Source organism: Flavobacterium sp. GNP008, from assembly GCF_056428965.1.
The window spans coordinates 597,054-622,818 of record NZ_JBWJVL010000001.1 but is presented as its reverse complement, the minus strand read 5'-3'; the positions used below and the strand labels follow the sequence as shown (position 1 = coordinate 622,818).

General features: G+C 35.1%; 20 protein-coding genes. 4 read left to right on the top strand and 16 right to left on the bottom strand.

Annotation, left to right across the window (positions count from 1 at the left end; translation table 11 throughout):
- Position 1: 1 nt before the first annotated feature.
- The 7 genes from AC0608_RS02810 to AC0608_RS02780 all read right to left on the bottom strand — a co-directional run bounded on the left by AC0608_RS02810 (position 2) and on the right by AC0608_RS02780 (position 6,826).
- Positions 2-1,768, bottom strand: a complete 1,767-nt coding sequence (locus AC0608_RS02810) for a DUF885 domain-containing protein (protein ID WP_478288053.1) — start codon at positions 1,766-1,768, stop codon at positions 2-4.
- Between the two features lie 61 nt (positions 1,769-1,829).
- A complete protein-coding gene (locus AC0608_RS02805; RefSeq protein WP_417958801.1) occupies positions 1,830-2,192 on the bottom strand; it encodes a nuclear transport factor 2 family protein in 363 nt (120 codons plus the stop codon).
- A gap of 84 nt (positions 2,193-2,276) precedes the next feature.
- Positions 2,277-3,185 (bottom strand): pseudouridine synthase, encoded by a 909-nt coding sequence (locus tag AC0608_RS02800; RefSeq protein WP_478288052.1) that lies wholly within the window; start codon positions 3,183-3,185, stop codon positions 2,277-2,279.
- A gap of 290 nt (positions 3,186-3,475) precedes the next feature.
- Positions 3,476-4,432: a geranylgeranylglycerol-phosphate geranylgeranyltransferase gene (locus AC0608_RS02795; RefSeq protein ID WP_417958799.1), complete on the bottom strand. Its 957-nt coding sequence runs from the start codon at positions 4,430-4,432 to the stop codon at positions 3,476-3,478.
- Positions 4,433-4,513: 81 nt separating this feature from the next.
- Positions 4,514-5,452 (bottom strand): mevalonate kinase family protein, encoded by a 939-nt coding sequence (locus AC0608_RS02790; protein WP_417989623.1) that lies wholly within the window; start codon positions 5,450-5,452, stop codon positions 4,514-4,516.
- Between the two features lie 55 nt (positions 5,453-5,507).
- The gene (locus tag AC0608_RS02785; RefSeq protein ID WP_417989622.1) at positions 5,508-5,702 is read right to left on the bottom strand and encodes a hypothetical protein; all 195 of its coding nucleotides are present in this window, start codon (positions 5,700-5,702) and stop codon (positions 5,508-5,510) included.
- A 41-nt stretch (positions 5,703-5,743) separates the two neighbouring features.
- Positions 5,744-6,826: a diphosphomevalonate decarboxylase gene (locus AC0608_RS02780; RefSeq protein ID WP_478288051.1), complete on the bottom strand. Its 1,083-nt coding sequence runs from the start codon at positions 6,824-6,826 to the stop codon at positions 5,744-5,746.
- A gap of 114 nt (positions 6,827-6,940) precedes the next feature.
- Between AC0608_RS02780 and AC0608_RS02775 the strand changes: the two genes are divergently transcribed.
- Positions 6,941-7,417 carry a TspO/MBR family protein gene (locus AC0608_RS02775; protein ID WP_478288050.1) on the top strand — a complete coding sequence of 159 codons (477 nt, stop codon included), beginning with the start codon at positions 6,941-6,943 and terminating at the stop codon, positions 7,415-7,417.
- A gap of 7 nt (positions 7,418-7,424) precedes the next feature.
- On the opposite strand, the gene AC0608_RS02770 is transcribed toward AC0608_RS02775, so the two are convergent.
- From AC0608_RS02770 to AC0608_RS02730, 9 genes are all read right to left on the bottom strand, one after another.
- Positions 7,425-8,165, bottom strand: a complete 741-nt coding sequence (locus AC0608_RS02770) for a BamP family beta-assembly machinery protein (protein WP_478288049.1) — start codon at positions 8,163-8,165, stop codon at positions 7,425-7,427.
- A gap of 125 nt (positions 8,166-8,290) precedes the next feature.
- Entirely contained in the window at positions 8,291-9,499 is a 1,209-nt protein-coding gene (locus tag AC0608_RS02765) for a BaiN/RdsA family NAD(P)/FAD-dependent oxidoreductase (RefSeq protein ID WP_478288048.1), read from the bottom strand.
- Complete coding sequence (locus AC0608_RS02760) at positions 9,496-10,170, bottom strand: glycerophosphodiester phosphodiesterase (protein WP_478288047.1); 675 nt, start codon at positions 10,168-10,170, stop codon at positions 9,496-9,498. The genes AC0608_RS02765 and AC0608_RS02760 overlap by 4 nt, the downstream gene beginning before the upstream one ends.
- Positions 10,171-10,251: 81 nt before the next feature.
- Positions 10,252-11,910, bottom strand: coding sequence for an alpha-amylase family glycosyl hydrolase (locus AC0608_RS02755; protein WP_478288046.1), 1,659 nt, complete (start codon positions 11,908-11,910; stop codon positions 10,252-10,254).
- Between the two features lie 80 nt (positions 11,911-11,990).
- Positions 11,991-13,796: a glycoside hydrolase family 13 protein gene (locus AC0608_RS02750; RefSeq protein WP_478288045.1), complete on the bottom strand. Its 1,806-nt coding sequence runs from the start codon at positions 13,794-13,796 to the stop codon at positions 11,991-11,993.
- A gap of 277 nt (positions 13,797-14,073) precedes the next feature.
- Positions 14,074-16,377, bottom strand: coding sequence for a glycoside hydrolase family 65 protein (locus AC0608_RS02745; RefSeq protein WP_478288044.1), 2,304 nt, complete (start codon positions 16,375-16,377; stop codon positions 14,074-14,076).
- Positions 16,378-16,489: 112 nt separating this feature from the next.
- A complete protein-coding gene (gene pgmB / locus AC0608_RS02740) occupies positions 16,490-17,149 on the bottom strand; it encodes a beta-phosphoglucomutase (RefSeq protein ID WP_478288043.1) in 660 nt (219 codons plus the stop codon).
- A complete protein-coding gene (locus AC0608_RS02735) occupies positions 17,142-18,662 on the bottom strand; it encodes an MFS transporter (RefSeq protein ID WP_478288042.1) in 1,521 nt (506 codons plus the stop codon). Before AC0608_RS02735 ends, pgmB begins: the two co-directional genes overlap by 8 nt.
- Before the next feature lie 180 nt (positions 18,663-18,842).
- Positions 18,843-19,865, bottom strand: coding sequence for a LacI family DNA-binding transcriptional regulator (locus tag AC0608_RS02730; protein WP_417959263.1), 1,023 nt, complete (start codon positions 19,863-19,865; stop codon positions 18,843-18,845).
- A 233-nt stretch (positions 19,866-20,098) separates the two neighbouring features.
- Between AC0608_RS02730 and AC0608_RS02725 the strand changes: the two genes are divergently transcribed.
- Genes AC0608_RS02725 through AC0608_RS02715 form a run of 3 tightly spaced genes read left to right on the top strand, consistent with a single transcriptional unit; the run spans position 20,099 to position 25,741 of the window.
- Positions 20,099-23,050, top strand: a complete 2,952-nt coding sequence (locus tag AC0608_RS02725) for a SusC/RagA family TonB-linked outer membrane protein (RefSeq protein ID WP_478288041.1) — start codon at positions 20,099-20,101, stop codon at positions 23,048-23,050.
- 16 nt (positions 23,051-23,066) lie between these two features.
- A complete protein-coding gene (locus tag AC0608_RS02720; protein ID WP_417959265.1) occupies positions 23,067-24,656 on the top strand; it encodes a RagB/SusD family nutrient uptake outer membrane protein in 1,590 nt (529 codons plus the stop codon).
- A gap of 23 nt (positions 24,657-24,679) precedes the next feature.
- Entirely contained in the window at positions 24,680-25,741 is a 1,062-nt protein-coding gene (locus AC0608_RS02715; RefSeq protein WP_417959266.1) for a SusE domain-containing protein, read from the top strand.
- Positions 25,742-25,765 lie beyond the last annotated feature (24 nt).

The following is a 25,765-nucleotide window of genomic DNA, read 5'->3' as shown; positions in this document are numbered from 1 at the left end:
TTTAGTTCGATTTAGTTATCCATTCATTAATTTTCTTTTCCAATAAAGCTAAAGGCATTACTCCGGATTCCAATACTTTTTCATGGAATTTTTTAATATCAAATTTGGAGCCCATTTTAGCTTCTGCTTTTTTACGAAGCTCTATAATTTTTAACTGACCAATTTTATAGGACAATGCTTGTCCCGGAATCGCCATATAGCGTTCGATTTCAGGAATAATACTCGCTTCACTTTCGGCTTCATTGGCTAACGAATATTTGATAGCTTGTTCTCTGGTCCATCCTTTGGAATGTAATCCAGTATCAACGACTAATCGAACCGCTCGGTGCATTTCATTACCTAGCATTCCAAAATATTGATACGGATCTTGATACAGTCCAAGCTCTTTACCCAAACTTTCAGTATATAAAGCCCAGCCTTCTCCATACGCACCAAACCAATTGAATTTTCTGAAATCAGGCAGACTCTCATTTTCTTGTTGTAAGGAAATTTGAAAGTGATGTCCAGGAATGGCTTCATGTAAAAATAGATCTTCATCTCCATACAGATTATAATTGGTCACATCTGGTATTGGAACATAAAAAATGCCGGGACGGGAACCATCAGCGGTACCTTGATTGTATTCAGCACTTGCTGTTTTTTCTCGAAAAGCTTCCGTTCGTCTAATTTCAAATTTTGTTTTGGGTTGCAGTGCAAATAATTTATCTACATTTGGCTTGATACGGGTATAAATGCTTTGGAAGTTTGCAATAACTTCTTCTGGCTTAGTGAAAGGTTTTAATTCCTTTTTATTTCTAACTTCTTCAAAGAATGCTAATAAAGTGCCTTTGAAGCCTACTTGAGTTTTAACTTTTTCCATTTCGGCATTCAATCGGGCTACTTCTTTTAATCCCAATTGATGAATTTCCTCTGGAGTCATCTCGGTGGTGGTCCATTGTTTTACATAAGTAGCATATAGTTCTTTCCCAAAAGGTAGACTTCCTATTCCGCTGGTGGTTCTGGAGGCAGGGAGGTATTCTGTGGTTAGAAACTCCGCCATCTTCTTGTATTGAGGGATCAACTTGGTGTTGATTGTCAAAGTGTATTGAGCGGTTAAGTCTTCTTTAACCCCTTCAGGAAATGAGGCAGGCATTAGTTTTATAGCTGAGTAGAATAAGTTATCTTCTATTTTTGGTGTAGCCATTTCTGCAAACTGCGGAATCAACTTTAGTGTTAACGCTTTTGGTAAAACAACACCTTGCTCCAAACCTTTTTTCATGTATACCATTGCCGAATCGATCCATACCGCGTATTTGTCCATTCTTTTTAGAAAATTGGTATAGTCCTTTTCCGTTTTAAAAGGCTGTGCGCTGGTTCCTCCGGCAAATTGTCCCATAGTCAAGTGCGTTCCCCAAAACTGATGAACTGGCAGAAGATTCGTGGGCTGTTTTAAGAGGTCTTTTCCAATTTCAACTTCCCATTTGATGATTTCATAGCTGTTTTTTTCTTCATCAGATAAGTCTTCTAAATCAACAGTTTTTAAAGCGGTTTGGTATTTGTTGAAAAACGATTCTTGTGATTTTCTAAAACTGTCCGTCATTTCAAATTGCAGCTGATCGTTGTATTCGTTTTGACCACTTTGAGTCGCATCCAAAGGGTTCATTGCATTTTTATTGTCAAAATAGTTTTTGGTCAAAGTTGAAAAATCGAGTGTATTTTCGTCTTTTTTACAGTTGATCAACAATAATGAAAACAGAAAAACAAATAATAAGGATAATGGTTTTTTCATAGTTTTTAAATTTATAACAGCTGTAAAGCTACTTTATTTTTTTGAAAGTAAACTCGTAAATTTATCCATGATAGACTCGAGAAGCAATTATTTTATTTTCTTTGATGTCTAATACTTCCGCAACAAGCAAATCCTCTTCGCCAGTAACCGTTCGAGTGTATTCCATGAAAACGCGGTCTCCATTTGCAGTAAGTGATTTAAGTCGATAATTCAAACTGGGTAAACGAGAAAAGGCATCTTGCCACCAGTGACGTAAAGCCTCTTTACCTATTACAAATCCGTTTGTGTCAGGTTTGTAAATTTTTAGTTTTGGACTAAAATGAACGGCATCTTCGTCATACAATGACAGTAGTTTTTCTAATTCTTTATTGTTGAAAGTTTCAACCCATTTGAAGGCAATAGACTGTAGTTTTTCTGGGGTCATATTAATTAGGATTTATTTTTAATTAAAAAATCCCTTTTGCTTTAAGCGAAAAGGGATTTTATTTTTTATAATTACAAAGAGATATTAGACGTTCTTCAAATTGATAATTTCTTGTTCTGTAAGCAATCTCCAGTTTCCTCTTGGTAAATTCTTTTTGGTTAAACCAGCGAAAGAAACCCTGTCAATTCGCAATACATCATAACTGAAATGTTCAAAAATGTTGCGGACAACTTTTACGTTAGACGATCTTAATTGCAACCCAATTTCACTTTTTGCTTCTCCATCAATGTAACTTACGTCTTCTACAAAAACACGGTGCCCATCAAGAGTAAGTCCTTTGTTTATTTTTTCTAAATCCTCAAATTTCAAATTTTTATCTAATGAAACTTGGTAAATTTTAGATGATTTTTGGCTTGGTAACGTAAACTTACGAATCATATCGGTATCGTTTGTAAACAATAGTAATCCAGTGGTATTCTTATCCATTCTCCCAACTGCTCCAATTTTTGCAGTGGTGGAGCCTTTTACCAGTTCCAATACATTACGATACTCCTGACCTTCATCCATTGCAGTGGTAAAGTTTTTTGGTTTGTTCAGTAAGATGTAAACTTTTTTCTCTGGTGTCAAAGTAGAACCGTCAAAATTTACAACATCTCCTGGTTTAACCATGTATCCCATTTCTGTGACTGGAATCCCGTTTACTTTCACCGTACCAGATTGAATGTAGATATCAGCATCACGACGCGAGCACGCACCAGAATTAGCGATGTATTTATTCAAACGAATTTCGTCCTTTACTTTCGGTCTCTTTGGTGCTTGATTTGGTTTTTTCTCTACTTTATCAGTAGCAATATCGGCAACTTTAGTAACTACTTTAACTTTTTTCGGCCCTTGAGCGCGCTTCTGCATGGCAGGTTTTGGCTTATTTGAACTGGGTCTTGCGCTATTCGCTCTTGGACCACTTTTCTTATCATTGCCTTCCTTCTTATTCATAATATTCAATAATTTGTGCAAAGATACTATTTATATAATTGACAATCAATAACTGCCAATTATAAAAACGCTAACTATCTAATTAATACCATAATTAGTAAGTTTATGTTTCGTTTTTTGGAGCTATTTTGTAGTGCTAAATTTTGCATGTTCTATATTATACTATTTTTTTTCTCTTTATCATAAAGATAAAAAAGAGGCTGTGACATTGTAGTATGTTGTCATGTAGGACATTAGTTGTTCTTTAGGAAATTGTTGTGGAGGTATAATGATTTTGAAGAAGACGAAGTTTATCCAATCATCAACAATCTCTTTCCATGCCACAATACACTAGGATTTATCAATACAATACAAAAAACACCAGCCACAATAAGGAATTTAAGGATATTATGAAGCAATAAAAACTGAGGCTTAGTGTTTGATTTCCACAAATAGAGCAAGAAGAAAATCAAGATTATGAGGCAGGAATAAAAATAAATATCCATGTAGCCCACATCATAAATATCTATTAAAGCGTAAACTGGAAAAAGGGTAAAAATAGTCAGTGCTGTAATGGTTTTTTTTGAAATTTCTTCACCATAAACAATAGGTATTGTTTTGTAATCATTAGCCAGATCTCCTTTGAGATTTTCTAAATCTTTAATCATTTCTCGAATCAACAATAATAAGAATAAAAACAGGGCATGAGAAAAAATTACACCTAGTTGTCTTTTGTAATTTTCAATGTCTTCAAAAGGAATCCGAGTATAAAAATACAATAATATTGCAAAAAAAGGCAGGACAGCCAGTAAAGCTGCAGTTAAATTTCCTATTATAGGATATTTTTTTATTTTATGGGAATAATACCAGATGAAAAATATATACCCTGAAAAAAATAGAAAGACGCGCCAAGAAACAAATAAAGCCATTAAAGCGACTATGAAATTCAGGACGAAATAGACATTCAGTTTTGTCTCTTGACTTACCAATCGATCCAGCATTGATTTATTAGGGCGATTAATTAAATCTTTTTGACTGTCATAAAAATTATTGATAATATACCCCGAAGCGATGGTCAATGAAGAGGCAAAAACCAGAATAAATAAGTTTAAATCGAGCAGAATGTCCAACGCTCTTTTTTCGGGAGCAAGAATAAATATGGCGGAAAGATATTGTGCCAATATAATAATAGGAATGTTATAGCCTCTAACAACAGAGAACAAACTTGCAATTTTCATTATAAGAAGTTTGTGTTGCCTGCTTAACATTTAGATTTATTTTAAGAATGCGCTTCCAAGGATCAGGATGCTGCTTTAGATTTTTTTTGTAAGGTCTGAAAAATAAATTTTTTAAAATTGATACACTACTTCTAGCTTATACTCTTTCAATGAAATTCTGGCTTTCTCTATGTCTTCTGTAAAACCCAGGATATAACCACCTCCACCAGAGCCACATAGTTTTAAATAATAATCATTGCTGTCAATGCCTTGTTGCCAAATTCCGTGAAACTGTTCGGGAATCATTGGTTTGAAGTTATTCAAAACTACTTTTGATAATTTTTTAGTGTTCATAAACAATGATTTCATATCACCGCCTAGGAAATTTTCCACACAAGCATCCGTGTATTTTACAAATTGATTTTTTAACATGGCACGAAATCCTTTGTCTTTTAGGTTCTCCATGAAAATATTCACCATAGGTGCTGTTTCACCTACAATTCCTGAATCCAGCAAGAATACTGCACCTTTTCCGTCAAAGCTTTGTGTTGGAATTCCAGTTGCTTCTATATTGTCTTTAGAATTAATCAGAATCGGGATGCTTAAATAACTGTTTAATGGGTCTAAACCAGAACTTTTTCCGTGGAAAAAACTCTCCATCTGAGAAAATATATTCTTGAGTTGTAATAATTTTTCACGAGTCAAATTCTCTAAAACCGTGATTTTATGATGTGCATATTTATCATAAATAGCTGCGACAAGTGCACCACTACTTCCTACTCCATACCCTTGTGGGATACTGGAATCAAAATACATTCCGGTTTCTACATCATTTTTCAATGTGTCTAAATCAAAAGTTACTAAATCCGGCTGCTCGTTTTGTAACGTTTCTAAATAGGTCACAAAACGTCTCAAATTCCCATTTGATTTAATCGCTTCTTCAGATGGATTTTCATCTCTTTTCAGTGCACCATTATAAAAGTTATAGGGGATAGATAGCCCTTTTGAGTCACGAATGATTCCGTATTCTCCAAAGAGTAATATTTTTGAATAAAATAAAGGTCCTTTCATATTAGATTGTAATTAACAATTTGGGGTCGGTAATTATATTGTAAAACTTAAATTTTTATAAATCAACTTTATCTCCACGATTTGCTTCTTGAATTTCAAGATCAATTTCTTCTTGTTGTTCAGGAGATAATTCTTTCCAGACGTCTTTTTTTTGTGAGTTGAAAATGTTTTTAACAGCTGTAATTATGCTCGTGTCGTCAGTTTCTAACAGCAATTTTATCAATTCTAATTTCTCTGTTTGGATATCCATGATTTCAGTTCTTTAAAAATTAAAGATAGTGAAAAAATAAATTAATACTGCAAAGCTCCGTTTCCAATTTCGTCACAAAGATACTGACCATTTTGGCAATAGCCAACTAATTCGTCTTTAATAAATTGTAACACTTTTTCTTTACTATTAAATGGATACAATACATGTACGTTTGCTCCAGCATCCAGTGTGAAACAAACAGGGATTTTGGATTCATTTCTGAATTTCCAAATGGCATTAATGATCTCCAAAGTATTTGGTTTCATTAATATAAAATAAGGTGTTGAGGTCATCATCATAGCATGTAACGTCAAAGCTTCGCTTTCTACGATTTTGATAAATTGTTCCAGATTTCCAGTTTTAAAAACTGAAATTAGTTGGTCTAAATTTTCATGTGCTTGTGCAAATCGCCTTTCCGCAAATGGATGGTTGTGCATTAAGTCATGTCCGATTGTACTCGAAACTTGTTTCTCTCCTTTGTCAACCAGTAAAATAGTATCTTGAAAATTCTTGAAATTAGCATGAATGACATTTGGAAATTCAACCCCAAATAAATCCGAACTTTCGGAGATTTTTGCATGATTTCCCCAAACTACAACCTGTCCTTTTACACTTCTGCAAGCGCTTCCGGAACCTAAACGTGCTAATAAAGACGCTTTCTGATAGAAATATTCCTGTGTCATTGCAGGGTTTAACGCTTTTTCTAGACTCATGAAGTTCATTGCTAAAGCTGCCATTCCTGATGCTGATGAAGCAATTCCGGAACTGTGCGGAAAAGTATTCTCGGTGTCAATTGTAAAATGGTAGTCTTTTAAAAAAGGCAAATAGACTTCGATCCGTTCCAGAAATTTTTGAATTTTTGGTTTGAAATCTTCTTTGGGTTTCCCTTCAAAAAGTAAATCAAAAGAAAATAGACCATCATTTTGTTTTTTGGCGTAAGCCAATTTAGTTATCGTTTTACAATTATTCAACGTAAAACTCACAGAGGGATTTGCAGGAATTTGATTGTCCTTTTTTCCCCAGTATTTTACAAGAGCAATATTACTGGGTGCGCTCCATTGAAAATTGCCGTTTTCAATAGAAGTTGTGTATTTTGATGGAATAAAATCGTTTGCTGAAATCATGAATTTTAAAAATTTATACAAAGATACTTTTTTTGATTTACACGCAGATTTGTTTATTTGTCGAATTGTACTAATCTTTTGATTAAATTTGGCTTACATTAGAAAAATATAAAAATGAATAAAATCACCCGAATATTAGCTGTTGTTGTTACGTGTCTTGCGATTGGTTATTTCTCTGGAATAGTTACCCGTGCTGCCATTACAACGTGGTATCCAACTTTAGTAAAACCAAGTTTTAATCCACCTAATTGGGTTTTTGCGCCAGTTTGGAGTATGCTGTATGTGATGATGGGTGTGGCTGCTGGATTAGTTTGGGACCGAATTGAAATAGAAAAAGAAGTCGTACAAAAGGCGTTAATTTTCTTTGCCATACAATTGGCATTAAATGCATTGTGGTCGTATTTATTCTTTGGTTTACACAACCCAATGTTAGCCGGATTAGAAATTATTGTATTGTGGTTGATGATTTTTGAAACGTACGTTCAATTTGCCAAAATCAATAAAATTGCGGGCTATTTGTTTATTCCGTATTTGGCTTGGGTAAGTTTTGCCGCCGTTTTAAATGGAAGTATTTGGTGGTTGAATCAATAGTTATAGGTTACAGTTTTTTAAATTCAATATTTTTCGAAAGCAAAAAATCCATTACACTTAATACATTGTTGCTTTCGAGGACTACTTTTGATTTTGGATCTGCATCACAAAATTCGAGGAAAAGCGCTATTTCATCTGGTTTTAGTTTTAAAGTTTGAAGATAAAATTTTTCATCACAGCAGCTTCTTGCCAATTGTTTGAATTCAATTTGTGGCTCATTTTCTGGAACTTCCTCTTTTTCTTTTTTGAATAGTCCTAAAATCATTCCGCCAATTCGCATTAAATCCATTCCATTTTCGATAGTTCCTTGGTAAACTCCAGGATTTTTCAAAGCTCTTGCGGCTTTCTCTAGGGCGAGTTTATCAAGTTTGCCTTGTTCATACGCTTTATCTGCACTTAATTTTATAGCTGGTATTTTTGTAATTACCACTTCTTCTAATTGTTCCGCTTTTAAGATTAATAAAATGAAGAGGTTGTTTTTGCTAATGGTCCTTTCATCTAAAACAAATTTTTTGGCATCATGATTTTTCGAAATAAAAATGAGTTCGTCACCCGATTTTGCCCAAATAGAAAATTCACCTGATGCATTAGTAAGGGTAATTTTTTTAGAACTAAAATTAGCAACCTCAACTTTTTCTACTGGAAATTCTTGGTGTAAAACTTTTCCGTGAATTAATTTTTCGATTTGTGAGAAACCAGATTGAAGTACAAAAAAAAGTAAGAAAACAAAAAAGTAGTTTTTAATCATTCGTAATATTTTGATTACAAACATATTCAAATCATTTGGTGAAAATGAAAATGGAATAATAAATTGATGTTAATCAAAAACTAAAGTTCTCTTAATTAAAGTTTTTATACTGTAATGACTTTGGTCTAAACTGCATTTGCCACAATAAATCCGCTTGTCCACGCATTCTGGAAATTAAATCCACCGGTAATGGCATCAATATTCACGATTTCTCCAGCAAAATAAAGGTTTTCATGCAATTTGCTTTCCATTGTTTTGAAGTTAATTTCTTTTAAATCAATTCCGCCTGCAGTTACAAATTCTTCTTTGAACGTGCTTTTTCCATTCACTTGAAAAGTCCCATTCGTCAATTGATTGGCTAGATTTTGTAATTGTATTTTTGACAAATCGGCCCATTTGGTTTCCACTTCAATTCCGGAAGCAAGCACCAAACTTTCCCATAATCGATTGGTTAATTCGAAAGGCGATTTCTTTGAAACTGATTTTTTAGCGTGTTCTTGCTTTAAATCTTTTAGCTTTTTCTCGACATCGGCAGTATCTTCATCATTCAACCAATTTACAAAAATAGTAAACTGATAATTTTTGTCATGCAAGATTCGGGCACCCCAAGCGGAGAGTTTCAAAATCGCAGGTCCGCTCATTCCCCAATGGGTAATTAACAACGGTCCTGTTGAGCTGAGTTTGGTATCCTTTACTTTTACGGTAACTTGTGCCGCAACTCCGGGTAATTCTTTTATCCTGGTATCTTTGATGTTAAAAGTGAATAGGGAAGGAACTGGGCTAATAACTGCGTGTCCAAAATTCTGTAACATTTCCCATACTTTAGGATTACTGCCTGTGGCTAAAATTAGCTTTTCGGCAAGATAATTTTCAGTTTGGGTTTCAATTTTCCATTCATTTTCTTTCTTGAAAATAGATTGCACACTTTGTCCCGTAAGTACTGCAATTCCCAGTTTTTGTGTAGCTTTCAGGAAACAATCAATAATCGTTTGTGAGGAATTCGAAACGGGAAACATGCGTCCGTCTGCTTCGATTTTGAGTTCTACGCTATGTTTTTCGAACCATTCAATCGTATCACCAGAACAAAACTGATGAAATGGGCCTCGCAATTCTTTTTCGCCACGCGGATAAAACTTCACTAATTCGTTCGGTTCAAAACAAGCGTGCGTTACGTTGCATCTTCCACCACCAGAAATACGAACTTTATTCAGCACTTCTGAACCACGTTCTAAAATTGCAACTTTCAGTTTTGGATTTTTCTCTACGATATTAATCGCTGTAAAAAAACCTGCCGCGCCACCGCCTACTATTATTATATCGAAATTCTGGTTCATATTCTATTTGGGAAATCGGTGATAATTCCGTTTACGTTGAAGGTTTTTATTTTTTGAATGTCTTCTAATTCATTGATGGTCCAAGGAAAAACTTGTAATCCTTTTTCCTGTATTTTTGCCGTGTTTTCTTTTGTCAATAAATGAAAATGTGGATGAATGGATTTTGCCTGAATGAATTTGGCGAAAGCCAAAGCCAAGTCTAAGTCGGTTTCCGTTAAAACGCCAATGGGAATTTTATCATTTAAAAACGCCACTTGTTGCAACGCGTTCCAATCAAAACTGGAAATTAAAAATCGTTCGTATTTCCAGCCTTTTTTAGAGACATACTTTTCAATCAGTGAAACCACTTTATCTGTTGCTTCATAGCTTTTGAGTTCAATATTGATAAAACAATCTTGGTTAACCAAATCAAAAACCTCTCTTAGTGTTGGAATTTCATTGCCTTCAATTTGAAAAGCCTTCAATTCACGCAAAGATAATGCACTTACAAAACCTTTTCCATTGGTCGTTCGGTCAATAGTTTCGTCATGGATAACGATTATTTCGCCATCAGCACTCAAATGCACGTCAAGTTCAATGCCGTCCACTTGCATGTCTAGTGCTTTTTGGAACGAAACAAAGGTATTCTCGGGTTCATATCCTTTTGCGCCACGATGTCCAATTTTGAGCATTGCCTCTTGTTTTTTGGTAAAGGTAAACATAAAAAAAACGCCTTCATTTCTAAAGGCGTTTGGATTAAAATATTTTAAAAATTATTTTTTCAATTCTAATAAAACAATATCGAATTCAGTATTGATTGTCACTTTTCCATTGGAAACAATTGCTTCTTTTCCAGAATAGGCATCTTTTAATGATGTGCCGTCTGCGAAAATTGAATCAACAGCAAGTTCTTTTGTACCAATTACCAAATCCAATCCAACAACTACTTTATCTGTAAAATCTCCTTTAGAGAAAGTTCTGCTAAAAACATACGGTTGAGCCGAAATTTGCGTGTGAATTCCCGCACCTATTGAAGGGTGATTTTTTCTGAATTGACCTAATTTTTGCCAATGCAACAGTGTTTTTTGAGTTTCAGGATTTGATTTGATAGCCTCCCAATTCATAAAGGAACGTAATGTTGCATCGCCTTGTGTTCCTTCAATAACTAAGGAACGGGCACTTTCATCTCCATAATACACTTGAGAAAGTCCAGGGCTCAGTAATAATTTTGTTCCGCTTTCTATGGTTTTGGTGCGTTGTGCATCAAATGGTCCACCATCGTCATGCGAGGATAAATAGTTCAAGACACTGTATCCTTTTAGTTCGTTGTTCAGCTTGTTTGAATATTTGGAGAATATAAATTCGTAGTCTTTTTGTGCATCCCATTTGAATTCGAAATTGATCATATTGTTGAAACCATTTTTAAAATAGTTTATTTTTTTGTCTCCAAAATCAAAATCTTGTCCGCCGCTGATGCCATAATTGTACACTTCAGCAATCGTGTAAAAAGTATTGTTGTCTAAAACTTTTGTTGGATTGTTTTTCTTCCAATTTTCAAAAGCATAATCACACTGGGTTTTAAAATCGGCCCAAACGGTTTCATCCGTGTGTTTTACGGTGTCACCTCGGTACCCATCAATTCCGTAATCTACAATATAATCCGTCAACCATTTGATGATGTAATATTTTGGTGCTCTTGGATAACCGGTACGCGCAAAAAACGCATCCAATTCTTTAGTTTCTTGTTCGTATCGTCCTTCTTTTTTCCATTTTTCGATTAAAAAAGGAGGCAATTCCACATTTTGATTGCTTTCTGTTTTTATATCCGGAAGATTAGAAACCAGCGTACAAGCGGTTGTGTTTTCAAACGATTTATAATCGCAATTTGGTCCTGTTCGCACCCAGTCCTCTGGCCAAACCGTATCCTCGGGAGTTACGGGACCGGTATGATTGATGACGCCATCAAGAATGATTCGAATTCCATGCGCGTGTGCTTTTTGAACTAATGCAGCCAAATCTTCTTTGGTTCCAAAGTTAGGATCTAAGTTCGTCCAATCTCTTGCCCAATATCCATGAAAAGCATAACTCAAACCCGTTCCTTCATCAACGGCATCGTGAATTTGTTCCGCTACTGGTGTAAACCAAATGGCATTTATTCCTAATTTATCAAAATAGCCTTCGTCAATTTTTTGAGAAATTCCTTTGATATCGCCACCTTCAAAACCACGAAGTTTTCCGGTTGTTTTGGTCCTGTTGAAGTTTATATCATTGGAAGTATCCCCATTATTAAAACGGTCCGTCATTAGAAAATAAACATTCGCTCCTTCCCAAACGAAAGGCGTTTTGGTACTCTCGGCAACGGTTTGTGTACTGGAGCAACTGCTTATTATTGTCATGGTTAATAGTAAAAGTGGGATTGAATATTTTTTCATTTTTTTAGCATTAAATCATTATTTTTTTTTGAAACATATAAGGAATTATCAAATCGCTTAAATGCCTTACAAGGTTCAAATTACTGTAACTCTAAAATTAAAACCGACTTAGGTTCTATTATAATCTCGTTTGTAACGTTAAATGTAAGTTCAGAAATCACGTCTTTTCCTGTTTTAAATTTTTTGATGTTTTCCTTGAAACGGTGCGTGTTTATAGTTTTGGTTTCGTTGCTGTTGTTCATTAAAACCATAATTGTTTCATCTGTGTTGTATCTAAAATAAACGTAGGTATTATTCTCTGGAATGTAATGTGTCATTTTTCCAAAATGAATCGCCGCTTTAGTTTTTCTCCAATTAAATAATTTAGAAGTAAAATCAAAATACTCATTTTGTCCCGGAGTTCTTCCTTCTTTGATGAACGCATTATTTTGATCGCCTTCCCAACCGCCAGGGAAATCTTGACGAATAGCAGCATCGCCTTTATTTTTGTCACCGGCCATGCCTATTTCGCTTCCGTAATACAATTGTGGAATTCCACGAAGGGTAGCCATCAAAGTCATTGCCATTTTGTATTTTCTAATGTCGTTTCCGTAGGTTTGATTGATCCTATTGGTATCATGATTTTCGACAAAAATCAAGATGTTATTGATGTTTGGATACAGAAAATCATTCGTAAAATTGTCATACAATTTCGCCATTCCTTTGTCCCATGTACCTTCGTCTTCATTGAAAACTTTAGTGGTTGCTTCATATAATGTAAAATCCATTACACTAGGTAAATACGAGTTGTAATTTTGAATTTGAGCTATTTTACTGTCTTTTTGCCAATACGCCATTTGGGCTTGACTTTGCATCCACACTTCTCCAACAATATTAAAATTTGGGTATTCATCCGTTACCGATTTGGTCCATTTAGCAATGCCTTTAGGATCTGAATAATTATAAGTGTCTACTCTGAAACCATCTAAATCAGCGTATTCAATCCACCAGATCGCATTTTGAATCAGGTATTTTAAAGTCAAAGGATTTTTCAAATTTAAATCGGGCATTGATGGAACAAACCAGCCGTCTATTGTGACTTTTTTATCAATTTCTGAAGCATTAGTGTCATGAATCACCGTTCTTTTGTGATTGGTTTGGGTATATGTGTCAAATTGATTGATCCATTCTTTTGTAGGTAAATCTTTCATCATCCAGTGTTCAATTCCCCAGTGATTCGTCACATAATCCATCACTAGTTTAAGGTCTCTTTTGTGCATTTCGGCAGCCAATCGAACATAATCAGCATTGGTGCCATAGCGGGGATCTATTTTGTAAACGTCGGATTGACCATACGTGTGATACGAAAAAGCAGCGTCATTATCTTCGCAAAGCGGTGTACTCCAAATGGTTGTTGCCCCAAGTGAAGAAATGTAATCTAAATTTTTTATAATTCCTTCAATATCACCACCATGTCTTCCGCCGGGTAATTCTCTATTGTATTTTTCTTTGGTAGCGTCCTCACTGTCATTATTTCTGTTTCCATTAGCAAAGCGATCTGGCATCAATAAATACATCATATCCGAAGAGTCAAAGCTTTTGCGTTGCGCCGAGTTTTCTCTTCTTTGGCGCAAGCTATATTTTTGTGTAAATGTTTCTTTGTTGTTGTTTTTAAAAGTAAAAACGAAATCTGATACCGCCACTTTTTTGGTGTCAATGGTAACAAAAATGTAATTGGAATTTTCCGTTCTTTTTACATTGGTTATTTTTATTCCATTGGAAACAGTCACTTGATATTGCGCTATGTCTTTGCCATAAAATAAAATTTGCAACTCTGGATTTTGCATTCCTGCATACCAAAAGGGCGGTTCAATTTTATCTATTTGAGCGTTTATAGTGAAAGACATAAAAAAAAGGAATAAGGTTGTTTTTTTTAAAAAGCTCTTATTTAGGAACGGTAAAGGAATAATTTTATTCATTGTGAAATACATTTTATTAAATTTTTAAACAATATTAAAATAAAGTCGATGTGCTTTTCAAGGAATTATTGTTTGGAACAATACAAAAATACTGCTAAGTGGTGTTATCAAGTAAACAATCCCAATGTTTATTGGGATTGTTAATAAGCCTGACTAGGCTAGGGTTCAAATGATAGAATTAACTACAAGTTCTAGCAATTGTTTATTATATAGTAACTAAATTTTCAGACTTAACAACTATAGGCTGACCATTTACTATGATGTTCAATTCTTTGGTACCATCAATTGAAAAAGTTGTTTCCGTATGATTAATCGCTACTTTCAAAATTTGATTTCTGAAATTAATTTTAAACGAATACCCTTCCCATTCTTTTGGAATTTTTGGAGAAAAATGAAGCGTATCTTCTTTAATTCTCATTCCGCCAAAACCTTCCACAATACTCATCCAAGTTCCTGCCATCGATGTAATGTGACAGCCTTCTTCCACTTCTTTATTGTAATCATCTAAATCAAGACGGGAAGTTCTCAAATAGAACGTGTACGCCATATCCATTTTGTCTAATAAAGCGGCCTGGATCGAGTGTACACAAGGCGAAAGTGAACTTTCGTGAACGGTAAAAGATTCGTAAAACTCAAAATTATTTTTCAGTTCTTCTTTCGAAAAATGATCTTCAAAGAAATAGAAGCACTGCAAAACATCGGCTTGTTTGATGTAAGGCGAACGTAAAATTCGGTCCCAAGACCATTTTTGATTGATGGGTCTTTGGCTTTTGTCCAAATCGGCTACGCGAACTAATTCTTTGTCCAAGAAACCGTCTTGTTGTAAGTATACATTATGTTCTTCCGAAAATGGGAAATACATATTATCCGAAACTTTTTTCCAAGATTGTAATTCGGAATCCGAAATCTTTACTTTTTCCGTAATTCTTTTGTGATCCGAAGGATATTCCAGAGATACTTTCTGAATTTGTTCGTAGGTATATTCCAGACACCATTTTGCAATATAATTCGTGTAGAAATTATTGTTTACATTGTTCTCGTATTCGTTTGGACCTGTAACGCCAAGAATCACATATTGGTTTAAATGAGTCGAAAAATTGGCTCTTTGATGCCAGAAACGAGCGATTCCGATTAATACTTCCAGTCCTTTTTCAGGGATATAACTGTAATCGCCAGTGTATCTGTAAAAGTTATAAATGGCAAATGCGATGGCTCCATTTCTATGAATTTCTTCAAAAGTAATTTCCCATTCGTTATGGCATTCTTCGCCGTTCATCGTTACCATTGGGTACAAAGCAGCGCCGTTAGTAAATCCTAATTTGGCAGCATTTTCAATGGCTTTGTCCAATTGATTGTAGCGGTAGGTCAATAAATTTCGAGCTACTTCCTGATCTTTGGTCGCCATGTAAAACGGAATGCAATACGCTTCGGTATCCCAATAAGTTGATCCGCCGTATTTCTCACCAGTAAATCCTTTTGGTCCAATATTCAAGCGAGAATCTTTTCCTAAATAAGTTTGGTTCAACTGAAAAATATTGAAACGAATTCCTTGTTGCGCTTTTACATCGCCATCAATGGTAATATCTGACATTTCCCAAATTTTTTCCCAAGCATCGATCTGGTCCTGTAACATTTTCTCGTATCCTAATGCTAATGCGGATTGAATCACTTTCTCCGCAGCAGCAATGGTGTTTTCATGGTTTAAAGAAACCGTGTAACCACCAATTTTCTGGATAGATGATTTTTGGCCTTGCGCCACAATTACATCGTAACTAAATTGAATTTTATCAGAAGTTGCATCAATATTAGAGGGAGAAATAGCCGTTTTTTCACCATTGCTCAAAATGCTATTTTGCATAAAAGTAGTTACTTTGAAATGTGTTTTGAACGTTTGTGCCGTTACAAAAGCTTCATTTCCTGACTTTTTGACGTCCAGTGGTTCCCAGAATTTTTCTTCCCAGTTGGCATCTTCATTAGTCACCCCAGCATCGATATAGGGTTTGTAAACTATTTTAGCATCTTTATTTAAGGGTGTGATTTCGTAATTAATTATGCCCACTTCATCAAGGTTCAAAGAAAGGAAACGACGTACATTTACGGAAATTTCGGTTCCGTTTTTTAAAGTCGCGTCAAAAGAACGATGGTACCACCCTTCTTTCATATTCAGTTCACGGCGAAAATTCTGGACTGCTGAACAGTTGTTCAAATCTAGTTTTTCTCCGTTGATTTCAATGTCAATTCCAATCCAGTTTGGAGCATTTAAAACCTTAGCAAAATATTCTGGATATCCATTTTTCCACCATCCTACTTTAGTCTTGTCTGGATAATAGATTCCTGCAATATAACTTCCCTGAAATGTTGCTCCAGTATAATTTTCTTCAAAATTAGCCCGCTGTCCCATGGCACCATTACCAATACTGAAAAGACTTTCGGATGATTTTATGCTCTCGGTATCAAATCCCTCTTCAATGATAGACCAATTGTCTGGTTTTATATAATCTTGATTCATTTTTTCTAATTTAAAGATTCAATATATTTAAAAATTTAAAGATTGTTGTGATTCGGATCCAATCTTGTTCTTTTTTACTTTTTTGAATCTTGTTTCTTAATTCTTTTTGACTCTATTCTTTAATTAAATCTTCTATGAAGTTGATGTCAATTGCTGTGAAATCGTTGAAGATGTATTTTGCTTCATGTAAAATACCAGAGTCACCTATTCCTACACTGGTCATGTTACCAATGTTAGCTGCTTGAACTCCCGCCACTGAATCTTCAAAAACAATTGCGTTCTCTGGTTCGATATGTAATAATTTTGCAGCTATCAGGAAAACTTCCGGATCAGGTTTTGCGTTGGTCACATCATTCCCATCGACAATAGCATCAAAGTAGGAGAGTAATCCGGTCTTTTCAAGAATGGGTCTGGCATTTTTACTAGCAGATCCTAAAGCGATCGGTTGATTTTTTTCCTTTAAAAATTTTAAAACAGAAAAAACTCCAGGAAGAATTTCACTTTGATCCATATCGACCAAATAGGATAAATACTCCTCGTTTTTTTGAACCAACCATCGGTCTTTATCTTCTTGCGAAGCTTCCACTTTTCCTAATTCTAATATAATATCCAAAGAACGCACACGGCTGACTCCTTTTAATAATTCATTGTGTTCCAGTGTAAATTCAATATTTAATTCATTGGCGATTTTTTGCCACGCTAAATAATGGTATTTTGCTGTGTCTACAATTACTCCGTCCAAGTCAAATATGAATGCTTTTCTATTAGTCATGAATTTCAATTTTTGTTCTGTTGTTTACTCTAAGGGTAAGTAAACCGGCAAATATCATCGATACTCCGCCAATTAATAATGCGTAAATAGGTTCGTTTTGGAAAAATTGTTTGACAATAAAACCTAATATTGTTGCGGCAACAATTTGAGGAATAACTACAAAAAAGTTAAAAACGCCCATGTAATATCCCATTTTTGCTGCTGGTAAAGCGCCCGATAACATCGCATAGGGCATTGATAAAATACTGGCCCATGCAATACCAACTCCTAACATTGGAATTAATAATAAATATTTGTCTCCAATAAAATAAATAGAAAGTAATCCTAAACCACCAGAGCACAATGCCAATAAATGTGTGGATCGAACCCCTACTTTTTTTGCAATTACAGGCAATAAAAAAGCAACTGCAGCGGCTACTCCATTATAAACCGTGAAAAGTACTGATACCCAGTCGGCAGCATCATTATATACTTTTGAAGTCGTATCCGTTGTTCCAAAAATATGCTGTGTAACGGCTTGAGTAGTGTAAATCCACATAGAAAAAAGTGCAAACCAAGAAAAGAATTGGACCCAAGCCAATTTTTTCATTGTAGTCGGCATATTCAATAAATCGGTCATGATGATGGTGAAACCATTTTTTATTTGAACAACCCTAAGTCGGGACGTAATCATGAATAAGATTCCAATAACAATTAACCCGATAAATAAAATGTAGAGCTCTTTGGTAAGTTGGTTTTCGTAAATGATAAACGAAATGATGCTTCCTAATAAAGTCATTACAAGTCCTAGATTGAATTGTCTTTTGATATTCGCTTTGGATTCAAACTCAGTTTCAATTGGAGCAACTTCTTTAGTGTCTTTGTCTTTTTGTTCAAAAGCTTCTAATTCTGCAGGAGAATATTCAGTAGATTTAAAAATAGTCCACAATACAGCCAATAGAAAAACAATTCCTCCTATATAGAAGGACCATTTTACAGAGTCAGGTATGATTCCTTCAGCAGCAGTGTTGCTTACGCCAAAAACATTTGTGAAAATGTAAGGAAGTAAGGAGCCGACAACGGCACCCAATCCAATGAAAAAACTTTGCATAGCAAAACCTAAAGTACGCTGCTTTTCGGGTAGGTTATCCCCCACAAAGGCGCGAAATGGTTCCATCGAAATGTTGATTGAGGCATCCATCATCCATAATGTGCCCGCGGCAATCCACAACGAAGGCGAATTGGGCATTATAAACAAGGCTATCGATGATAAAATGGCTCCTATCAAAAAATAAGGTCTACGTCTGCCTAATCTTGTCCAAGTTCTATCGCTAAAATAACCAATTATGGGTTGGATAATTAAGCCGGTAACAGGAGCAGCAATCCATAAAATAGGGATTTCATCAACTTTTGCACCTAATGTTTCAAAAATTCTTGAAGTGTTTGCGTTTTGCAGTGCAAAACCAAATTGTATTCCTAAAAAACCGAAACTCATGTTCCAAATTTCCCAGAAACTTAATTTACGCTTTTCCATTATCGTAATTTAAAAAATTAATACGATAAGCGCTATGCTTATCAAAACTTATCTTATTTTTCGAAGTAAAAGTTAAAGCCTTGAGGGGTAAATATAAAAATATATTTCAATCTTTTGTTTTTCAGAAACAAATATTAGATAACTTTTTTCACTACAAGGTTGTAGTTCGGAATAAAATAGCTAATTGGTTGACTCTCTTTCTATCAAATGCGTTTCAATAACTTCGGTTTTGTAATTTTCGTCTTCTTCATCCTCCTCAGATTCGAGTCTTTCAATAAGCATTTTTGCCGCTTTATTACCCATTTTTATTCCGCTTTGACTGACAGTAGTAATTGTAGGAGTTGAATATTTTGAAATGATGCCATCAGTAAAGGCAATAACTGCTAAGTCTCGCGGGACATTTAGTCCTATTTTGTTTGCGGTTTTTATTATGGTAACGGCAAATAATTCATTTACAGCAAATACAGCATCAATGGCTTTGTCTTCCAGTAGTTTTCCAATCGTGATTTCACAAGTATCAACATCTTCTATTTTGATAATCAAATTTTCATTGAAAGGAATATCATTGTCCAGAAGGGCTTTAATATAGCCGTCAGTGCGGAGTTTACCTACGCTCACATAATCTACAGTAGTCACTAAGGCAATTTTTTTTCGTCCTTTATCGATTAAACTCTGAACTGCTTCATAAGCTGCCGATTGATCGTCGATGATCACTTTGTCACAAAGAATATCATTGGTAACACGGTCAAACATGACTACAGGCATTCCTTGATTTATGACTTCAGTAATGTGGTGAAAATCGCCTCTGAATTGGGTTTCTTTCGAAAGAGACATAATGAATCCGTCGATACTGCCGTTAGCAAGCATTTCCATGTTAAGCACCTCTTTGTCAAATGAATCGTCAGATAAACAGATGATGACACTGTATCCATTTTCATTGGCCACTTGTTCTATTCCGTTAATCACTGTAGAGAAAAAATGATGCACAATTTCAGGAATAATAATTCCTATGGTTTTGGTTTTTCTATTTTTTAAGCTCAGCGCAATATTATTGGGTTTGTAGTTGTAGAATTTGGCGAAAGCCTGTACTTTAAGTCTGGTTTCTTCGCCTATTTCTAAGCTGTTTCGTAATGATTTGGAGACGGTAGAAATGGAAACATCTAATTCTTTTGCAATTTGTTTGAGGGTGATTTTCCTTTTCATGATAAGATGTGGTATTAATTTATTTCGTAATAAAGATAAAATTTAATTTTACAAATGGTAATTAAAGTAATAAAAAATTAAATAAATCAGAAAGTTTTCAACACTATTACGTTTTCGTAACGCAATTAAAAAGGGCTCTTGTCGGAGGTGACAAAATTTACATAAATTTAACATTCGAAGTAATGGTTAAGCTTAAAAACTCAATAAAAATTAAATTAATTTAAACAAAAAGTATGAAAACAATTTATAAAAAGTTGTTAATTTTAGTACTGCTACTCCCTTTTAGTATTCTGGCTCAGAAGACTATTGGTGGGACTGTTCTTGATAAAACATCAGGGCAGCCTATTCCGGGTGTAAATGTAAATGTGCAAGGATCCACAAATGGTGTTTCTACTGATTTTGACGGAAAATATCAGTTGTCTAACGTAAAAAGTGGAGATAAAATCGTTTTCTCTTACATTGGTTACACAAATACTGTTGTAGACTATGTTGCTCAAAATTCATTAAATGTATCCTTGCAGGAAGACGCGAATCAATTGCAAGAAGTAGTCGTTCAAGTGGGTTACGGTACCGTTAAGAAGAAAGACGCAACAGGTGCTGTAACGGTTCTGACTACAAAAGATTTTAATAAAGGACCTGTAACGTCTGCGGATCAAATGATCCAAGGTAAAGTTGCCGGTTTGCAAATTATTAATGGAGGTGGTTCTCCTGGAGAAGGGGCAACTATTAGAATTAGAAGTGGGTCTTCATTATCAGCAAACAATGATCCTTTATATGTAATTGATGGTGTGCCAGTAGCGGCTGGTGGTATAACGGGCGGAAGAAATCCACTGACAACTATCAATCAGAACAATATCGAATCTATTTCAGTATTGAAAGATGCTTCTGCTACAGCTATTTATGGTTCTCGTGCTTCGAATGGGGTAATTATCATTACTACTAAAAGAGGTAAAGCAGGTGAAATGAAAGTAAATTATAATGGAAATTTTCAAGTATCTGAAATAGTAGATAAAGTAGACGCTTTATCAAGCACTCAATTTAGAGCTTTTGTCAATGCAAATGGAACACCTGCTCAACAAGCTTTGATGGGCACTGCAGATACCGATTGGCAAGAGGAGATATTCAGAACCGCTATTGGTACAGATCACAATATCGCATTGAGCGGTGGCGTGGACAATATAGTGTACAGAGCTTCTGTGGGATATACTAATTTAAATGGTATATTAAAAAGAGATAACTTAGAAAGATCAACTTTAGGGGTGAATGTTACTGGAAATTTTCTAGACAATCATTTGAAAGTTGAAATAAACAATAACACGTCTCTACTAAAAAATAATTATAGTAATCGTGGTGCAATTGGGGCAGCTATTAGTTATGATCCAACACAAAGAATCACAAGAGCATCTGACGGTAATTATTACGAATGGTATTCCATCAATAATGGTAAGGAAGAACTAAATCAATTGGCTGGTAGAAATCCACTATCATTAATTGAGCAACAAAATAACTATGGAACTTCCTACAGAAGCATTGGAAATATTCAAACAGAATATAAGTTACACTTTTTGCCAGAGTTAAAAGCAGTAGCGAATTTTGGTTATGATGAATTAAGAGGTAGATCTTATGGCAATACAGATGCTAAATATTTAAATGGAGTTCCAGGATCTGGATTCAATAATACGTATGAAAACACAAATTCAAGATTCAATAAATTGATGGATTTGTATTTGAATTACAACAAAAAAGTTGAGTCTATCAATACGGTTTTTGATGTAACCGGAGGGTATTCGTATCAGGATTTTAGAGATACAAATGGAGGTTCTTCATATAATTTTGAAAATAAAACGACTGTTGATGTGGTGTCATTTCCATCACGTGTAAACTTGCAGTCATTTTTTGCCAGAACTAATATTTCAATCGCTGATAAATATTTATTGACCTTGTCTTACAGAAGGGATGGTACTTCAAGATTTACGGAATCGAATCGTTGGGCAAATTTTCCAGCTGTGGCTGTGGCGTGGAAAGTAAACGAAGAAAACTTTTTGAAAGATGTGGCAAGTGTATCTACCTTAAAAATTAGAGGAGGATGGGGAGTAACTGGACAACAAGATATTGGAGTAAGTTATCCTTCTATTCCATTGTATTTAGTATCTAACAGTGCTGCTCAATATCAGTTTGGAAATATATTTTACAATACATTTAGACCACAACCCTACAACAGTAACCTGAAATGGGAAGAGACCACTACCGCTAATGTGGGTCTTGATTATGGTTTTTTAAATAACAGAATCAATGGTAGTGTTGATTTGTATCAGAGAACTACAAAAGATCTGTTATTGTACACACAAAATCCGTCTTTCTTTGGATTTTCTAATTATGACAATTATAACATTGGAACAATAGAAAATAAAGGAATAGAATTGGCTGCTGAAGTAGTGCCTTTTAAAACGGATAATTTTGAATGGAGTTTAGGAGGAAATGTAACGTTTCAAGACTCTAAAATCACTAAATTAACTACAGTTTTAGACAACACACCCGGAATTAATGTAGGTGGTTATGCAGGAGCTACTGGAAATACCATACAAAATCATCAGGTGGGTTATTCTCCTAATTCTTATTATGTATATGAACAAGCCTACGGCGCTGATGCAAAACCTATTGATGGTGTCTACATTGACAGAAACCAAGATGGTCTTATTACAGAGCAAGATAAATACCGTTTTCACAAACCAGCTGCCGATGTTTTTTACGGTTTAAATACGAGTTTAGTATATAAAAACTTTGATATGGCAATGACTTGGAGAGGATCTTGGGGTAATTACAATTACAACAACGTAGATTCGAGTAAAGGTTCTTACCAAAACATATTAATAAGAGAAACAGATTTGTCTAATGGTGTTGCCAATCTTTTAGAAACGGGATTTACTACTCAGGATACCAAAAGATTCGAATCGGATTATTACATTCAAGACGCTTCGTTTATTAGACTAGACAACGTAAGTGTTGGCTATACTTTTAATCAAAAAGCAAATGCTACTTCATTAGTTAAACTAACATTAGCAGCTCAAAATGTTTTGTTGTTTACGGATTACACCGGTATAGATCCTGAAATTTCGGGAGGTATTGATAACAATTTATACCCAAGACCAATTACTTTTACGTTAGGTTTAAACGTTAATTTCTAATACAAATAACAAGAAAATGAAAAAGACAAAAATAAAATTATTGGGTATTTCTTTGTTACTGTTGGTGATGGTATTCCCATCCTGTACAGATGATTTGAACCAAGCTCCAGAGAGTGTCAATGCCATTCCGGGAGAACAGTTTTTTAGCACCCCAGAATCGTACAAACAAAATCTAGCTAAATTATATGCAGGATTTGCCACTTCAGGTCAAACTGCAGCCGGATCTCCAGATATCTCTGGAATTGATGAAGGAGAAAGTCAATATATAAGAGGATTTTGGTTAATGCAAGAATTGACTACTGATGAAGCAGTAATTGGATGGAATGATGGAACTATCAAAGACCTGCATTCACAAACATGGACTTCTTTGGATCGTTTTATCACAGCTACTTTTGCACGTTTCTCTTTTCAAATTGTAAACTGTAATGAGTTTTTAAGACAAACTACTGATGAAAAGTTAGCCTCTAGAGGCCTTGATGCTGCTTTAATAGCGGAGATTAAAACGTACAGAGCCGAGGCTCGTTTCTTACGCGCCTTAACCTACTGGCATCTAATCGATTTGTTTGGTGGTGGTTCCTTAGTTACTGAAAATTCACCAAGCACATTTTTTTACCCGGAATATGCTACAAGAGCTGAATTGTACAAATTTGTTGATGAGGAATTAACAGCAATTTCTGGGGAATTGAAAGCGCCAAAAGCAAATGAAGCATATCGCGTAGATCAAGCTGCAGCTTGGATGCTTCAAGCAAAATTGTATATGAATGCTAAAGTATATATAGGAACGGATAACTATGCAGGAGCAGTGCCATTAATCACTAAAGTGATTGGGTCTGGGTATGCTTTGCATACCAATTACAACCAATTGTTTTTTGCTGACAATGACAAGAATGGAGCTCAAAATGAATTCATATTTGTTATAGGTTTTGATGGTATTCACACCCAAACTTATGGAGGAACAACATTCTTAACGCATGCGCCAGTAGGAGGAAGTATGAATGCGAGTGAATTTGGAATTAATGGTGGATGGGCTGGAATTAGAACTACTGCTGCCTTTGTAGATAAATTCACACCCAATACAACGGATACCCGTGGACAATTTTATACAAATGGACAAACTAAAGAAATCAAAAACATTGGATCTTTTACCGATGGATATGCCATTCAAAAATTTAGAAATGTAGATGTAAAAGGTGTACAAGGATCAGATAAAGCAGGGAATTTCTCGGATTCAGATTTTCCTATTTTCCGTTTAGCGGATGCGTATTTAATGTATGCTGAATGTGCTGTTAGAGGAGCTGGTGGGACATTGCCAACTGCAGCAACATACGTAAATGCATTGCGTACAAGAGCCAAAGGAGCTTCGGTTACTCAAGGAGATTTAACCTTGAATTTTATTCTTGATGAAAGAGCTAGAGAGTTGCACTGGGAAGGACAAAGAAGAACGGATTTAGTTCGTTTTGGTAAATTTTCTGGTGGAGGGTACTTATGGCCTTTCAAAGGAGGATCTGCTGGTGGATCTCCAACGCAAGCGTTTAGAGATTTGTTTCCAATTCCTGCTACAGCGTTAGCATCAAATAATAAATTAAAACAAAACCCAGGATATTAAATAATTTTAAAAAATCAATACAAATGAAAAATATAACTAAATCAATACTTGCTTTATTTGCAATAGTTGCTTTGTCTTGCAGCGTTGAAGATGTACAGGACAGACCTGTTATCGAAGGAATAGATTCTCCAATGTTGACCGCTCCAACCGCGGGTGCGCGGTATGTGTTAAAACCAGAAAATGCCACTGCACAAGCAGAACGTTTTACTTGGAAATCGGCTAATTTTGGTGGAGATGTTCAAGTGAATTATGTAGTTGAAATGGACAAAAAAGGAAATGAATTTAAAACGCCTAAAGAAATAGGAAGTGCATTGCCTTCGGAAAATCAAGTTTCTGTTTCTGTAGAGTCTTTGAATGGAGCTGCATTGGTATTAAAAGCGACTCCTTTTTCTCCAATTGAATTTGAAGTGAGAGTGAAAGCTACTGCCGGAACTTTACCTGCCATGTATTCAAGTGTAATAGGGATCGTTGTTACCGCTTATACCACAGAAAGCCCTAAATTATGGGTTCCTGGTGGTTATGCTGCTGCTTCAGGTTATCCTAAAGATTGGGATCCCGCTACGTCTCCTCAACTTTCTGCTTCAGGATTTGGGAAAGTAGATTTTGAAGGGTATATTAATTTTAATGATGCTAACGCTGAATATAAGTTTACAAGCTTTCCGGAATGGAAAGGTGAATTTGGTGCTGGAGCAACTGCTGGAACTCTAGATCCAAAGGGCGCTAATTTTAAAATTCCAACTGCTGGTTATTATCAAATTGTAGTTGATACAGAGAAATTAACATACAAAGCAACAGCAACTGTATGGGGAATCATAGGAGATGGAACTCCAGGAGGATGGGACAATAGTACTGCTATGACTTACAACAAAACCACTAAAGTATGGACTCTTACTGCTAATCTTACTCAAAAAGAGATGAAGTTTAGAGCAAATAATGCTTGGGACATTAATTATGGCGATAAAGGTGCTGATGGAACATTAGAATTGAATAGCGATAACATCAAAGTTCCTTCTGCTGGAAATTATACCATTACCTTGGATTTAAGTTCTCCTAGAAATTACAAATATTCGCTTACAAAAAATTAGTATTTTTTACTGTTAGTAGGGCTA

Excerpts from the sequence above, each read along its gene's own strand:
- AC0608_RS02765 (WP_478288048.1), bottom strand. The coding sequence starts at position 9,499 with ATGAACCAGAATTTCGATATAATAATAGTAGGCGGTGGCGCGGCAGGT.
- AC0608_RS02720 (WP_417959265.1), top strand. The coding sequence starts at position 23,067 with ATGAAAAAGACAAAAATAAAATTATTGGGTATTTCTTTGTTACTGTTG.
- pgmB (WP_478288043.1), bottom strand. The coding sequence starts at position 17,149 with ATGACTAATAGAAAAGCATTCATATTTGACTTGGACGGAGTAATTGTA.
- AC0608_RS02750 (WP_478288045.1), bottom strand. The coding sequence starts at position 13,796 with ATGTCTTTCACTATAAACGCTCAAATAGATAAAATTGAACCGCCCTTT.
- AC0608_RS02800 (WP_478288052.1), bottom strand. The coding sequence starts at position 3,185 with ATGAATAAGAAGGAAGGCAATGATAAGAAAAGTGGTCCAAGAGCGAAT.
- AC0608_RS02790 (WP_417989623.1), bottom strand. The coding sequence starts at position 5,452 with ATGAAAGGACCTTTATTTTATTCAAAAATATTACTCTTTGGAGAATAC.
- AC0608_RS02810 (WP_478288053.1), bottom strand. The coding sequence starts at position 1,768 with ATGAAAAAACCATTATCCTTATTATTTGTTTTTCTGTTTTCATTATTG.
- AC0608_RS02755 (WP_478288046.1), bottom strand. The coding sequence starts at position 11,910 with ATGAAAAAATATTCAATCCCACTTTTACTATTAACCATGACAATAATA.
- AC0608_RS02760 (WP_478288047.1), bottom strand. The coding sequence starts at position 10,170 with ATGCTCAAAATTGGACATCGTGGCGCAAAAGGATATGAACCCGAGAAT.
- AC0608_RS02730 (WP_417959263.1), bottom strand. The coding sequence starts at position 19,865 with ATGAAAAGGAAAATCACCCTCAAACAAATTGCAAAAGAATTAGATGTT.
- AC0608_RS02725 (WP_478288041.1), top strand. The coding sequence starts at position 20,099 with ATGAAAACAATTTATAAAAAGTTGTTAATTTTAGTACTGCTACTCCCT.
- AC0608_RS02785 (WP_417989622.1), bottom strand. The coding sequence starts at position 5,702 with ATGGATATCCAAACAGAGAAATTAGAATTGATAAAATTGCTGTTAGAA.
- AC0608_RS02745 (WP_478288044.1), bottom strand. The coding sequence starts at position 16,377 with ATGAATCAAGATTATATAAAACCAGACAATTGGTCTATCATTGAAGAG.
- AC0608_RS02770 (WP_478288049.1), bottom strand. The coding sequence starts at position 8,165 with ATGATTAAAAACTACTTTTTTGTTTTCTTACTTTTTTTTGTACTTCAA.
- AC0608_RS02735 (WP_478288042.1), bottom strand. The coding sequence starts at position 18,662 with ATGGAAAAGCGTAAATTAAGTTTCTGGGAAATTTGGAACATGAGTTTC.
- AC0608_RS02715 (WP_417959266.1), top strand. The coding sequence starts at position 24,680 with ATGAAAAATATAACTAAATCAATACTTGCTTTATTTGCAATAGTTGCT.
- AC0608_RS02775 (WP_478288050.1), top strand. The coding sequence starts at position 6,941 with ATGAATAAAATCACCCGAATATTAGCTGTTGTTGTTACGTGTCTTGCG.
- AC0608_RS02805 (WP_417958801.1), bottom strand. The coding sequence starts at position 2,192 with ATGACCCCAGAAAAACTACAGTCTATTGCCTTCAAATGGGTTGAAACT.
- AC0608_RS02780 (WP_478288051.1), bottom strand. The coding sequence starts at position 6,826 with ATGATTTCAGCAAACGATTTTATTCCATCAAAATACACAACTTCTATT.
- AC0608_RS02795 (WP_417958799.1), bottom strand. The coding sequence starts at position 4,432 with ATGTTAAGCAGGCAACACAAACTTCTTATAATGAAAATTGCAAGTTTG.